General features: G+C 65.8%; 13 protein-coding genes. 7 read left to right on the top strand and 6 right to left on the bottom strand.

What is annotated here, in order from left to right; all coding sequences use genetic code 11:
* Positions 1 to 6: 6 nt before the first annotated feature.
* From H7J93_RS21245 to H7J93_RS21220, 6 genes are all read right to left on the bottom strand, one after another.
* Positions 7 to 687: a GntR family transcriptional regulator gene (locus tag H7J93_RS21245; protein WP_267308277.1), complete on the bottom strand. Its 681-nt coding sequence runs from the start codon at positions 685 to 687 to the stop codon at positions 7 to 9.
* 50 nt (positions 688 to 737) lie between these two features.
* Positions 738 to 1529 (bottom strand): LLM class F420-dependent oxidoreductase, encoded by a 792-nt coding sequence (locus H7J93_RS21240; protein ID WP_267308276.1) that lies wholly within the window; start codon positions 1527 to 1529, stop codon positions 738 to 740.
* Positions 1530 to 1640: 111 nt separating this feature from the next.
* On the bottom strand, positions 1641 to 2543 hold the full coding sequence (locus H7J93_RS21235) for an Rv0045c family esterase (protein WP_267308275.1): 903 nt from the start codon (positions 2541 to 2543) through the stop codon (positions 1641 to 1643).
* A gap of 116 nt (positions 2544 to 2659) precedes the next feature.
* Entirely contained in the window at positions 2660 to 3736 is a 1077-nt protein-coding gene (locus H7J93_RS21230) for an inositol-3-phosphate synthase (protein WP_267308274.1), read from the bottom strand.
* Between the two features lie 39 nt (positions 3737 to 3775).
* Positions 3776 to 4321, bottom strand: coding sequence for a PadR family transcriptional regulator (locus H7J93_RS21225; RefSeq protein WP_083151685.1), 546 nt, complete (start codon positions 4319 to 4321; stop codon positions 3776 to 3778).
* Positions 4322 to 4434: 113 nt separating this feature from the next.
* The gene (locus H7J93_RS21220; RefSeq protein ID WP_267308273.1) at positions 4435 to 5292 is read right to left on the bottom strand and encodes a DUF1707 SHOCT-like domain-containing protein; all 858 of its coding nucleotides are present in this window, start codon (positions 5290 to 5292) and stop codon (positions 4435 to 4437) included.
* A 103-nt stretch (positions 5293 to 5395) separates the two neighbouring features.
* On the opposite strand from H7J93_RS21220, the gene H7J93_RS21215 reads away from it, so the two are divergent.
* From H7J93_RS21215 to eccA, 7 genes are all read left to right on the top strand, one after another.
* On the top strand, positions 5396 to 5830 hold the full coding sequence (locus H7J93_RS21215; RefSeq protein WP_083151691.1) for a DUF5318 domain-containing protein: 435 nt from the start codon (positions 5396 to 5398) through the stop codon (positions 5828 to 5830).
* The gene (locus H7J93_RS21210; RefSeq protein ID WP_267308272.1) at positions 5823 to 8327 is read left to right on the top strand and encodes a transglycosylase domain-containing protein; all 2505 of its coding nucleotides are present in this window, start codon (positions 5823 to 5825) and stop codon (positions 8325 to 8327) included. Before H7J93_RS21215 ends, H7J93_RS21210 begins: the two co-directional genes overlap by 8 nt.
* A complete protein-coding gene (locus H7J93_RS21205; RefSeq protein ID WP_267308271.1) occupies positions 8324 to 9979 on the top strand; it encodes a glycosyltransferase family 87 protein in 1656 nt (551 codons plus the stop codon). Before H7J93_RS21210 ends, H7J93_RS21205 begins: the two co-directional genes overlap by 4 nt.
* Before the next feature lie 494 nt (positions 9980 to 10473).
* On the top strand, positions 10474 to 10794 hold the full coding sequence (locus H7J93_RS21200) for a type VII secretion target (protein ID WP_267308270.1): 321 nt from the start codon (positions 10474 to 10476) through the stop codon (positions 10792 to 10794).
* 8 nt (positions 10795 to 10802) lie between these two features.
* On the top strand, positions 10803 to 11633 hold the full coding sequence (locus tag H7J93_RS21195; protein WP_267308269.1) for an ESX secretion-associated protein EspG: 831 nt from the start codon (positions 10803 to 10805) through the stop codon (positions 11631 to 11633).
* Positions 11630 to 12076 carry a YbaB/EbfC family DNA-binding protein gene (locus tag H7J93_RS21190; RefSeq protein ID WP_372507979.1) on the top strand — a complete coding sequence of 149 codons (447 nt, stop codon included), beginning with the start codon at positions 11630 to 11632 and terminating at the stop codon, positions 12074 to 12076. The genes H7J93_RS21195 and H7J93_RS21190 overlap by 4 nt, the downstream gene beginning before the upstream one ends.
* Positions 12069 to 13790, top strand: a complete 1722-nt coding sequence (gene eccA / locus H7J93_RS21185; RefSeq protein WP_267308268.1) for a type VII secretion AAA-ATPase EccA — start codon at positions 12069 to 12071, stop codon at positions 13788 to 13790. The genes H7J93_RS21190 and eccA overlap by 8 nt, the downstream gene beginning before the upstream one ends.
* Position 13791: the final 1 nt, after the last annotated feature.

The raw sequence follows: 13791 nt of genomic DNA, 5'->3' as shown, positions 1-13791 counted from the left end.
TTAGCCTCATTCAGAATGCAGCGCCGGCGATTCCTGGGGTGAGAGCACGCCGCGCCGCACGAGTTCGCCCAGCAGGATGCGGGACATCATCGCGGCCCGCTGGGCGCAGGCGGTCCTGGCGCCTTCGGGGTCGCGGCGACGGATGGCGTCGAGCTCGAGCTCGTAGTGGGACAGCATCTCCTCGTAGCTGTGGAGGTAGGTGGCCCAGAAGTCGCGCGGGTTGAAGGCATGCGAAGCCGCGATCATCGCCTTCAGCCGCGGTCCGCAGTATGCGTCGTTGATGGCGGCGCGGAAATCCCATGCGGCGTCCTGGAAAGCGCGCGCCTCGCGGTTGTTGCGCATGAATTCGAGTATCGATTCGAGCTGCTCGAGTACCCGCGCCTCGGGATCCGTTGCGGCGCGAGCCGACGCGATGCCCATAAGCAGTCCGTATATCTCCAGGTGCTCGCGTATGACGAAGGCGTCGAACGTCTCGACGTACGCGCCGCGGTGGTACTGCGTCGACAGGATCCCGTCATGCTCGAGTTGCACGACGGCCTCCTGGATCGGCACCCGCGAGACGCCGAGTTCCTGCGCGATCTCATTGCGGTCCACCCGATCTCCGGAGCGGAGCTTGCCGGTCAGCACGAGATTGACCACGTGCGAAACCACGAGGTCTTTTTCTTTGATTCCGTACTTCTTGGGCATGCAGAAGCCAGCTTCTCATGCCACCGAACCCGATATGCGAGCTTTCAGTACTAGCCGGTATGGCGGTCGCGCCAGCGACACAGCGCCTGGGCTTGGGTGAGGTCGTAGTCGGGGCCGTTGACGCCGACGGTCAGCAGGGTGACGCCCAACCCGGCGAGCGCGTCGGCCTCCTTGAGAAGCGCGTCCTCGTCGCCCCCGGCGACTCCGGCAGAGCGCTCGATTTCCGCGGGATCGCGACCGACCTCGGCGCAGTGGCTGTCGAGGACCTGAGCCTTGCGGGGATATGCGGCGCTGTCGGAGAAGCTGTGCCAGATGTCGCCGTACTGGGCGACCAGCCGCAGCGTCTTCTTCTCGCCGCCGCCGCCGATGAGGATCGGGATGTCCCGCGTCGGCGCGGGATTGAGCTTGGCCAGCCGTGAGGTGATCCGCGGGAACGCTTCGGCGAGGTCGTCGAGTCGACTGCCCACCGTGCCGAACTCGTAGCCGTACTCGTCGTAGTCCTTCTGCTTCCAGCCCGACCCGATGCCCAGGATCAGCCGGCCGTCGCTGATGTGGTCGACGGTGCGGGCCATATCCGCGAGGAGCTCCGGATTACGGTACGAGTTGCACGTGACCAGCGCACCGATCTCCAGGCGCGTCGTCTGCTCGGCCCACGCACCGAGCATCGTCCAGCATTCGTAGTGCGCGCCGTCGGGGTCACCGTAGAGAGGGAAGAAGTGATCCCAGTTGAAGGCGACGTCGACGCCGATGTCTTCACAGCGCCGCACCGCGTCGCGGATGTGGCTGTATTGCGGGGAGTGTTGGGGTTGCAGCTGTACGCCGATGCGTATTGGGAAGCTCACGGTCTATATGTAACCCAGATCACGTTCGGATATTCCCGTCGGACCTCAATCGGTTGTAACGGTGCGGCGCGGAATCGGGAGAATTCCCGCCGCCTGGTTACACGCGACGGGTTACCCGCCCAGCACCCCGCGCAGAATCTCGATGAGTTTGATCGGCTGGTCGCTCTGCACGGAGTGCCCGGAATCCTCGACGATGTGCACCGTCTGGAATCCCGGTGCGTTGCGGGCGAATTCGGCGGCGTCGTCGTCGTTGACGAAGAACGATTTCGCGCCGCGCACCAAGGTCGTCGGCGTGGTGAGGTTGGGAACGTCGTCCCACAGGCCTTCGAAACCGTCGCCCTTACGGAACGAGTCGTATCGCCAGGTCCAGGTGCCGTCGTCGAGCCGCTTGGCGTTGTGAAAGACGCCGCGCCGCAAGGACTCTCGATCGCGATGGGGCGCAGCCGCGACCGTGACCTCGAGCATCGCGTCGAAGCTGGGGAACGTCCGATCGCCCTGCACCAGCGCCACCGTGCCCATCTGCGCCTTGGTCATCTCGGTGTGGCGTTCCGGCGCCGACGGCGTCACGTCGACGAGCACCAGCTTGCGGACCAGATCGGGCGCCGACACCGCCAACCTCAGCGCGGTGAGCCCACCCAGCGACATCCCGACGACCAGTTCGGCGTCTGGGGCGAACGTGCGCACGACGGGTTCGATCGCGACTGCGTTGAGCTTGGGCCCGTAGTCCCCGTCCTCGCGCCAGGCCGAGCGGCCGTGCCCGGGCAGGTCGATCGCCAGCGCGGGTTCGCCGAGGCCGACGATCACCGTGTCCCACGTGTGCGCGTTCTGACCACCGCCGTGCAGGAAAACCACCCGGGGCGTGGAGTCGCCGAACTTCAGCGCGCTGATCGCCGCGGTGTCGATCCGTTCGACGGCCGGCAGCGGACCCGTCGCCCCCGCCTGAAGGGCGTTCTCCTTCAGAAAGGTGAATTCGGACAGCGAGGCCAGTTCGTCATCAGCGCTGATGTCGGTCACAAAGGTGACCCTAACCGGTGCTTACAAACGTCGAAACTGCGGCCAGATCGCGCATCAGCCTGAAATCGCGATCTGCCTGGGCCCACGACGAAGTCAGGGGACAGTCTCGGTAAGAATCAGCCCTCGATGAAATCCTCGAGGCGAGCGCGCGCGACATCGTCGGGCAGCTGCTTCGGGGGGCTCTTCATCAGGTAGGCCGACGCCGCCTCGACGGGGCCTCCGATACCGCGGTCCTTGGCGATCTTCGCGGCACGCACCGCATCGATGATCACGCCTGCCGAGTTCGGCGAGTCCCACACCTCGAGCTTGTACTCGAGGTTCAGCGGCACGTCACCGAACGCCCGGCCCTCCAGCCGCACGTAGGCCCACTTGCGGTCGTCGAGCCAGCCGACGTGATCGGACGGACCGATGTGCACGTCCTTGGTCTTGAACTCGCGCTGCAGGTTCGAGGTGACGGCCTGCGTCTTGGAGATCTTCTTCGACTCGAGGCGCTCGCGCTCGAGCATGTTGAGGAAGTCCATGTTGCCGCCGACGTTGAGCTGCATCGTGCGGTCGAGCTGCACGCCGCGGTCCTCGAACAGCTTGGCCATCACACGGTGGGTGATGGTCGCGCCGACCTGGCTCTTGATGTCGTCGCCGACGATCGGCACGCCCGCGTCCTCGAACTTCTTCGCCCACACCGGGTCGGAGGCGATGAAGACGGGCAGCGCGTTGACGAATGCCACGCCTGCGTCGATCGCGCACTGCGCGTAGAACTTGTCGGCCTCTTCCGACCCGACGGGCAGGTAGGACACCAGCACGTCGACCTCGTTGTCCTTGAGCACTTTGACGACGTCGACCGGCTCAGAGTCAGACACCTCGATGGTGTCGGCGTAGTACTTGCCGATGCCGTCGAGCGTCGGGCCGCGCTGTACGACGATGTTGGTCGGCGGCACGTCGGCGATCTTGATGGTGTTGTTCTCCGACGCGAAGATCGCCTCGGAGAGGTCGAAGCCGACCTTCTTGGCGTCGACGTCGAAGGCGGCGACGAACTTCACGTCGCGCACGTGGTACGGGCCGAGCCGCACATGCATCAGGCCGGGGACCGTCGCATTTTCGTCGGCGTCCTTGTAGTACTGCACACCCTGCACGAGTGAGGACGCGCAGTTCCCCACGCCGACGATTGCGACGCGCACGTCATTGTTTCCACTCATTTGACGTCTATCTCCCTCTCCTGACTAACCCGGTAGTGCTTACGGCTGTTCAGCCCGTTGTTGTGCGGACCGTTCCGCCGCTATCAATTCGTTGAGCCATTTCACTTCGCGCTCGCTGGACTCCAACCCGAGCTGATGCAGCTGCCGGGTGTAGCGGTCGATCGAGCTGCTGGCCCGCGCAATCGCTTCGCGCAGACCCTCGCGGCGCTCCTCCACCTGACGACGGCGCCCCTCCAAGATCCGCATCCGCGCCTCGGCGGGCGTGCGGTTGAAGAAGGCGAGGTGAACGCCGAATCCGTCGTCGGAGAAGTTCTGCGGCCCGGTGTCGGCGACCAGTTCGGTGAAGCGCTGGATGCCCGCGTCGGTGAGCCGGTAGACGCGTCGCGCACGGCGCATCTTCGGCACCCCCTCCGGCGCGGCGTCCTCGACGATCAGGCCGTCGGCCTGCATGCGCCGCAACGCCGGGTACAGCGAGCCGTAGGAGAACGCGCGGAAGGCGCCCAGCAGACCTGTCAGACGTTTGCGCAGCTCGTAGCCGTGCATGGGCGATTCGAGTAGAAGGCCCAGGATGGCGAGCTCCAACATCGAGTCACCCCCTTTGCTTGGCTGGTGCTGCGGTCCAACACCTCCGGCAATAGTATCGCGCCGATATATTCGCCGCTACCAAAGGGCCGATCGACCCCGCCCGAGGGGGACGGTCAGTCGAGGTAGTTGATCTGCTTGGTGGAGCCGTCGCCGTTGAGCTCGATGTAGCCGCTGCCGAAGTCGGTGGAGACATAGATGGTCACGTCGAGCGCGCCTGGCGGCGCGGTCTCATCGCTGCTCGGCTCGAAGATGAGGTAGGTGCTCTTGACGTCGGCCGACTTGACGCCGAGCGTCTCGGGTGCGCCCCGCAGCACCGCGACGATCTCCTTCGCCTCGAACTTGCTCAGGTCGGTCACACGGTCGCTGTCGGATTTGGCCGACGACGACGGGTCACCCCAGCCGCCGCGGTAGGTGTAGCTGAGCTTGCGGCGCTCATCGTTGGGATCGGGCCGGTCCAGCGACGCGTAGTCCGGATACACCACCAGCCGGTACCCCTCGGTGTCGCCGAACTTCTGCTTCATCTGCTCGATGAGACCGTTCAACCCGCCGAGCGACTGCAACTGTTTGGGTGCGGTGAGCACCCTGGCCGGAATCCCGTCGCTTTTGGCGCCCGGATCGGAGGTGAAGTCCACCGGGGACGTCGTGTTGCCGTAGAGGCCCCAGCCGATCGCGATGCCGAGCACCACCAGTACGCCCGCGACGGCCAGGCGGATGCCCAGTCCAGCGCCGGCAGGCGACAGCTTGGGCCGCCGCTTGAGGTCGGGGAGTTGCACCGGCGCGTTCTCGGTTTGCAGGTCGGAGATGAGCGATTGCAGATCGCCCAGCGTCTCGGCCTGCGTGGCCAGCGCCACCCGGGTGCGGTGCTCCTCCATCGACAGCTGCCCGTCGGCCAGCGCACTGTCGAGGATCTGGCACGTGTCGTTGCGGTCGGCGTCTCGCGCCCGCGTTCCTGCCGTCTGCCGGTTCGCCACGACGATGATCGTAAATGTCTGCCGCGCTGGTCACCGTGTATGGGGAGACGACGTCGGCGGCGTCGCGCCTCCGCTGTCCGGTGGCCGACGTACTCTGGTCTCCGTGCGGTTGCAGCGACAGGTGGTGGACTACGCGCTTCGGCGACGGTCCCTGCTGGCGGAGGTCTACTCGGGGCGCACAGGCGTCTCGGAGGTCTGTGACGCCAACCCCTACCTGCTGCGCGCCGCGAAGTTCCACGGGAAGCCCAGTTCGGTGACGTGCCCGATCTGCCGCAAGGAGCAGCTCACCCTGGTGTCGTGGGTGTTCGGTGACCACCTGGGCGCCGTGTCCGGATCGGCGCGCACCGCCGAGGAGTTGGTCCTGCTGGCAACCCGCTACGACGAGTTCTCCGTACACGTGGTGGAGGTATGCCGAACCTGCAGCTGGAATCACTTGGTCAAGTCGTACGTGCTTGGTGCCGTGCCGCCACCGAAGGGGTCGCGGACGCCGAGGCGTACTCAGACCGCGCGCAGTCGTGCGCGCACGGCCAGTGAATAGCGAAGGACGCCACGACCGGTCAGCCAATGACGCCCGTAGGGGGCAGGTGGCTGATGGTGTGAGCGACTCCGAACCCAAGCATTCTGCGGACGCCGGACGCGCCCGCCAGCAGATGGACGCGCCCGCAGCGCCCCGCGCCCGCAGCCTGCCGCCCGACGACAGGCACACGACCATCCTGCCGCCGGTGCGCGGAGCGGCGCCGCCGCAGTATCGCGATCCCATCGACGTGGTGAAGGCCGCACTCGACGGCACTCCGGCGCCCAAGCAGGCGCCTCCTCCGCCCCCACCGCCGCGTCGTCCTCCTGGTGGCGGCGGACCGCCGGAACGCCCGCGCAGGCCTCCGGGCCAGGGGCCGCAGATCAATTGGAAGTGGGTCCGGCGCGGGCTCGTCGTGGCGGTGGTCGCGATGATCGTGCTGCCGATCATCACTTTTGCGATGGCCTACATGATCGTCGACGTGCCCAAGCCGGGCGACATCCGCACCAACCAGGTGTCGACGATCCTGGCCAGCGACGGCAGCGAGCTGGCGAAAATCGTTCCGCCGGAAGGCAACCGCGTCGACGTCAACATCGACCAGATCCCCGTGCAGGTGCGCAACGCGGTGATGGCGGCCGAAGACCGGGACTTCTACAGCAACCCGGGGTTCTCGTTCACCGGCTTCATCAGGGCCATCAAGAACAACCTGTTCGGCGGCGACCTGCAGGGTGGGTCCACGATCACCCAGCAGTACGTCAAGAACGCGCTGGTGGGCTCCGAACGCTCGGGCATCGGCGGCCTGATCCGAAAAGCCAAGGAGCTGGTCATCTCGACGAAGATGGCCGGCCAGTGGTCCAAAGACCAAGTGCTGCAGTCGTATCTGAACATCATCTACTTCGGGCGCGGCTCCTACGGAGTCGCCGCGGCGTCGAAGGCGTACTTCAACAAACCTGTCGAACAGCTCAACGTCTCCGAGGGCGCCCTGCTGGCCGCGCTCATCCAGCAGCCGTCGGGGCTGGATCCGGCCGTCAACCCCGAGGGTGCGGAGCGGCGCTGGAACTGGGTGCTCGACGGCATGGTGGAGATCGGGGCACTGTCGCAGAGTGAACGTGCGGAGCAGGTGTTCCCGCAGACGGTGCCGCCCGAGTTGGCACGCTCGCAGAACCAGACGACGGGCCCCAACGGTCTGATCGAGCGGCAGGTGCAGAAGGAACTGCTCGAGCTCTTCGACATCAATGAGCAGACGCTGAACACCGAGGGTCTGCAGATCACCACGACCATCAACCCGCAGGCGCAGCGGGCCGCCGAGGAAGCCGCGGCCGAGTATCTCGAGGGACAAGACCCCGACATGCGCACCGCGATCGTGTCGATCAACCCGAAGACCGGTGGCGTCGAGGCGTATTACGGCGGCACCGACGCCAACGGATTCGACTTCGCTCAAGCGGGGCTGCCGACCGGATCGTCGTTCAAGGTGTTCGCGTTGATCGCGGCGCTGGAGCAGGGCATGGGCCTTGGCACGCAGGTGGACAGCTCACCGGTGCAGCTGAACGGCATCACCATCAACAACGTCGAAGGCGGCGGCTGCGGCACCTGCAACATCGCCGAGGCGCTGAAGCGCTCGCTGAACACCAGCTACTACCGGCTGATGCTCAAGCTGGAGAACGGACCCGAGGACGTGGCCAAGGCCGCGCACGCGGCCGGTATCGCCGAGAGCTTCCCCGGTGTCGAGCACACGCTGTCCGAGGACGGCAAGGGCGGACCGCCGAACAACGGAATCGTGTTGGGCCAGTACCAGAGCCGGGTCATCGACATGGCGTCGGCCTACGCGACCATCGCGGCGTCGGGCGTCTACCACAAGCCTCACTTCGTGCAGAAGGTCGTCAACGCGCAGGGCGAGGTGCTGTTCGACGCCTCGCAGCAGGACGACCAGGGCGAGCAGCGCATCGACAAGAAGGTCGCCGACAACGTCATCGCCGCCATGCAGCCCATCGCCGCGTACTCGAACGGTCACGCGCTGGCTGGCGGGCGCCCGTCGGGGGCGAAGACGGGCACCAATCAGCTGGGCGACACCGGCGCCAACCGTGACGCGTGGATGGTTGGCTTCACGCCGTCCTTGTCGACGGCGGTCTGGGTCGGCACCACCGAGGGCACGAAACCGCTTGAGAACAAATGGGGTTCGCCGGTGTACGGTTCGGGCCTGCCGTCGGACATCTGGAAAGCGACGATGGACGGTGCGCTCGAGGACACCGAGAACGAGTCGTTCCCCAAGCCCGAAGAGATCGGCGGCTATGCGGGGGTCCCGCAGGCTCCGCCGCCGCCCCCATCGACCGAGCCGTCGGATGTTCCGCCACCGCCGTCGACCACCGTGATCCAGCCGACGATCGAGCTGGCGCCCGGGGTCACGATCCCGTGGGGCCCGCCGACGACGGTGCCTGTTGGCCCGCCGCCGGTGCCTGGTGCACCCGCTCCGGGTCCGCCGCCCGAGCCCGTCGCGCCCGGCGCCCCGCCGCCGCCTCCGTGACCGACGGCACAGAGCGCGAAGCAGGCGAGCCGGACACGGTCTCGCCGACGACGCTTGCGCGCGATACCCGAAGCCTGGACAACCGCGACTTCCCCAGCCGCACCGACTCGCTCGGCGCCGCGCTGTCTGGAGTCATCGGCGGGCCGGTCGGCAAGCACGCGCTGATCGGAAGGCAACGGTTCTTCACCCCGCTGCGCGCGATGCTCCTGATCGCGCTGGTATTCCTCGCGCTCGGGTACTCGACCAAGGCGGCGTGCCTGCAGACCACCGGCACGGGTCCGCCGGACCAGCGGGTCGCCAACTGGGACAACCAGCGGGCCTACTACGAGTTCTGCTACTCCGACACGGTTCCGCTGTTCACCGCCGAACTGTTGAATCTCGGCAAGTTCCCGTACAAGTCCAGCTGGATCGAGAAGGACTCCGAAGGCAAGCCGCGCATCCAGTTCGATGGCAACATCGCGGTGCGGTACATGGAGTATCCGGTGTTGACGGGCCTCTACCAGTACTCGTCGATGGCGCTGGCCAAGTCGTACACCGCGTTGTCGAAGCTGGTGTCGCTGCCGATCATCGCCGAGGTGGTGATGTTCTTCAACATCGCCGCGTTCGGGTTGGCGCTGGCGTGGCTGGTGACGGTGTGGGCCACCTCCATGCTGGCCGGCCAGCGTCGGGTTTGGGATGCCGCCCTGGTGGCGGCGTCACCGATCGTGATCTTCCAGATCTTCACCAACTTCGACGCGCTCGCAACGGCTTTCGCCACCGGCGCGCTGTTGGCATGGGCCCGGCGAAAACCGGTGCTGGCGGGCATGCTCATCGGTATCGGGGTGGCGGCCAAGCTGTATCCGCTGCTGCTGTTGGCCCCGCTGCTGGTGTTGGCGGTGCGCACCGGCAAGGTGCGCGAGGTGGGCAAGACGGCGCTTGCCGTGGTGGTGACGTGGCTGGTGGTGAACCTGCCGATCATGGTGCTGTTCCCGCGCGGGTGGTCGGAGTTCTTCCGGCTCAACACCCGTCGCGGTGACGACATGGACTCGATCTACAACGTGATCAAGTCGTTCACCGGCTGGCGGGGCTTCGATCCCGATCTGGGATTCTGGCAGCCACCGATGGTGCTCAACACTGTGACGGCGGTGCTGTTCGTATCGTGTTGCATCGCAATCGCTTACATCGCGCTGACGGCCAAGCAGCGGCCGCGGGTGGCACAGATCGCGTTCCTCGTCGTCGCGGCATTCTTGTTGACCAACAAGGTGTGGAGCCCGCAGTTCTCGCTGTGGTTGGTGCCGCTGGCGGTGCTTGCGCTGCCGCACCGACGGATCCTGCTGGCGTGGATGACGATCGACGCGCTGGTGTGGATCCCGCGGATGCTGTACCTCTACGGCGAGCAGAACAAGGGCCTGCCCGAGCAGCCGTTCACCGTCATGGTGCTGCTGCGCGATATCGCTGTGGTTGGGCTGTGTGCGTTGGTGATTCACCAGATCTACCGCCCCGAGAAGGATCTGGTCCGGTGCCGCGGAGAAGTCGACGATCCCGCCGGCGGAGTCTTCGACGGCGCCCCTGACGCCCCGCCGCGATGGCTGCCCGACTGGCTGCGCCCGGACAAGGACAGGACCCGTATCAGCGCCCCACCGGAAGAACGCGAATTGGTGAGCCAGTCCTAGCGACTTGTGTGCATTTAGGAGCGCTCACCGCTCCCGAGTGCACACAAATCACCTGGCTGGCAAACACGGTGTTGCGCAAAGGCGTCGAAGCCCCGACATCTTGCGTGCCACCGGAGAGCCGCCTGAGCGGCTCGTTCCTCCGCGAATGTTGCCCCTGAGACAGGTGTGAAGTCATGACGGCTGCACGACTGTCGTAGCGATGTAGATGATTTGCTGAGCACCCGCACAATTGGCTGGACTAGCGACTATCGACGCACACGTCAATTGCTGTATCGGCGGATGACCTGGTCCGAGCGGGTCGAAAAATTAGTGACATGGGTGGGGTTGAACCGCTGATAGTGTCGACCGAGCCAAGGGGAAGGCAGAGGGGGACCAACAGCATGCGCGTGCTTCCTGGCAAAGAGCCGCAGGTCGGTGAGCAACGACGATCGCCGGCGAGTTCATCGACGTGAGCTTGCGAGAGTATGGGCTGGACAGCACCGAAGTAGCGGTCCATGTCGGGTGAGGATTTGCGCGTCACCACGACGCATCTCGGCGAGCTGACCGCCCGGCAGATTCGAGTCGCCGCCGAGATCAGGTCCGCGACTCTTGCGTTCGAGGGCGTCGACACCGCGGTGCGCAACACCCACGGCAGCGTCGCGGCGGCGGTCGTCGATGCGCTTGTAGAGACCATCTCGGCGCGACACGGCGCCGCAACCGCCATGGCGGCCGCCTCCGATCGACTCGGACACACGTTGGCGCACGCAGCCAACTGCTACGACGAGACGGATGACGCGGTGGGTCAAGCACTGGAGGGGCAGGTGCGACCGGCATGACGATAGGCATGACACAAACTGCGCGGCCCGACGCGGCGCACATCGATGATGTCGTCGGCGTCGAGGTCACGATCGACGGGATGCTCGTCATCGCAGATCGCTTGGGCCAGGCGGAGTTTCCGACCGCTCTTGGCATCCGCCTCAACATCCCCCAGCCGGAACTGCGCGACATCGTCTGGGAACAGGTGGCGCGGGATCTGACGGCGCAGGGAGTGCTGGATGTTTTCGGTCAGCCCCACGCGGAGGTCGCCGCGATGGTCGATACCCTCAGCCGGCCCGACCGAACTCTGGAGGCCCGCTGGTGGCGGCGCGATGTCGGCGGCAAGATGATCCGATTCGTAGTGTGCCGGAAGGGCAATCGTCATGTGGTCGCCGCACGCGACGGCGACATGCTGGTGCTGCAGCGCGTCGCACCGCAAGTCGGGTTGGCAGGCATGGTGACCACCGTGCTGGGAACCAACAGCCCTGCTGATGTGGAACCACTGACGGGTGTCGCCGACCAGTTGGCGAAATGCCGCGACGCGGATCAACTGCTGAAGTACGGTGTCGCACCCAGCTCGGCGCGTGCCTATGCCGACATCATCAGCGACCCTGCGAGCTGGGTCGAAATCGTTGCCGCCGAGCGGCATCCGGGCGGCACGTTCACGCAAGCCGACGTCGCGGCAGGGGTGCTCGATTCCCGCCACGGGCGGATCGTGTCGATACCTCGCCGCGTGAACGGCGAGCTGTACGGCAGCTTTCTGCCAGGTACTCCGGAGAACCTTCAGCGCGCACTCGACGGCCTGATCGGGTTCCTCCCCTCGGGCACGTGGTTTGACCAGAAGGCATCACCGCAGTGAGCAACCACGACACGGCGACTGAGAAGCCACCGCTCGTCCACGGCGAGCGCGACGACCTGGCCGCACTCGACTTTTCGCATCCGGCTGATCGTCCGGATGACAACCCGTCGGTGCAGGTGTTCACCGTGACCAATCCGCCTGGCACCGTGGCGGTTACGGTCTTCATGGACGGTCGGGTCAAACGAATCGAACTGTCGTCGCGCGTCACCGAGATGACGGAACAGGAGCTCGCGGACGAGATCGTGGTCATCGCAGGACTGGCGACACAGGAGGCGAAGTCGGCTCAGTACATGTTCATGCTCGACGGTATGCGCGAACAGGGGCACGACGATGCCGCCACCCGCGACTTCCTCACCCGAGACCTGGACCTGCCGACACCGGAAGAGGCCCGAACAGCGCGCGCACACATCTTCGCGACGAGGTATTCGGGCGATCATGTCTGATCACCTCACCAGCCTCTTCGGGAGCGCGGTCGGAATGCTGCCAAGCTCCCCGGCGCGCTCGTTCGAACTCTTCTCCGAAATCACGTCCATGGACGAAACCGCTTGTGACGCCTGGGTGGGACGAATCCGATGCGGCGACACCGACCGAGTCACGTTGTTCCGCGCGTGGTATTCGCGCGCTAATTTCGGACAGCTAGCCGGCTCCGCCGAAATCTCGATGAACAGCATCAGCGCCCGGGTTCCGATCGGAGGTCAATTCGGCGACATCACCTACCCGATCAACTCACCCCTGGCCATCACAATGGGCTTCGCCGTGCACGAGGCCGCGGTCGGCAACTACACCGATGCCATGGAGGCCCTGGACGACGTTCCCGCAACTGGCGCAGAGCATCTGGTGTCTTGGGTCAAAGCGGTGATCTACGGGGCGGCGGAGCGTTGGACCGACGTCATCGACGAGGTCAAGGGTGCCGCCGGGTGGCCCGACAAGTTCTTGGCCGCCGCGGCGGGTGTCGCACATGGGGTGGCTGCCGCCAACCTCGGCCTGTTCACGGAGGCCGAACGCCGGTTGACCGAGACGAACGCGTCGCCGGCCGGGGAGGCATGTGCACCAGCGATCGCGTGGTACCTCGCGATGACGCGACGTGGGCAAGGCAATGAGGAAGCAGCGGTCGCGCTCCTCGAATGGTTACAGGCCACCCACCCATCACCCAAAGTCGCTACTGCACTCAAGGATCCGACCTATCGGATAGCGACCACCAGCGCCGAGAAGATCGCCTCCCGTAGGGACCCGTGGGACGTCGCGAGTGTGGAGGCGGACAACTCGGGCCGCGAGCGGCTGCTCGCCGAGGCGCAAGCCGAGCTGGACCGCCAGATCGGCCTGGCCCGCGTCAAGGAACAGATAGAGGCGTACCGGGCGGCCACGCAAATGGCGAGGGTCCGCGCGGCGCGCGGCATGAAGGTGGCGCAGACGTCCAAGCACATGATTTTCGCCGGCCCGCCAGGCACCGGTAAGACGACGATCGCGCGCATCGTGGCCAACATCCTCACGGGGCTCGGCGTCATCAGCGAACCCAGGCTGGTCGAATCGTCACGCAAGGATTTCGTCGCCGAGTACGAAGGTCAGTCGGCGGTGAAAACCAGCCGGACCATCGACCGGGCTGTCGGCGGCGTGCTGTTCATCGACGAGGCGTACACCCTGGTGCAGGAGCGCGACGGTCGTGCGGACCCGTTCGGTACCGAGGCGTTGGACACGCTGCTCGCCCGCATGGAGAACGATCGCGACCGCCTCGTCGTGATCATCGCAGGCTACAGCTCCGACATCGATCGGCTGCTCGAATCCAACGACGGTCTGCGCTCGCGCTTCGCCACCCGGATCGAATTCGACTCCTACCTGCCCGACGAGATCGTCGATATCGCCAAAGTAATTGCGCAGGGCAACGATTCGACGATGGATGACGAAGCCGCCAAGCGGGTGCTCGAAGCGGCGACGCTGCTGAGCGAGCGGGCGTTGAACGGCAAGCCTGCGTTGGACATCGCCGGCAATGGCCGGTATGCCCGCCAACTGGTGGAGGCCGGTGAGCAAAACCGAGACATGCGGCTGGCCAGGGCTGCGGACTTCGACAGCCTCGACGTCGAGCAGCTCAGTGAGATCAACGGCGATGACATGGCAGCGGCAATCACTGCTGTGCACAACCGGCTGAGCATCGGCGAGTAAC

Origin of the sequence: Mycobacterium barrassiae, from assembly GCF_025822765.1 — a bacterium.
GTDB lineage: Bacteria > Actinomycetota > Actinomycetes > Mycobacteriales > Mycobacteriaceae > Mycobacterium > Mycobacterium barrassiae.
The sequence above is the reverse complement of the archived record's forward strand: the minus strand, read 5'-3'. Positions and strand labels throughout refer to the sequence as shown.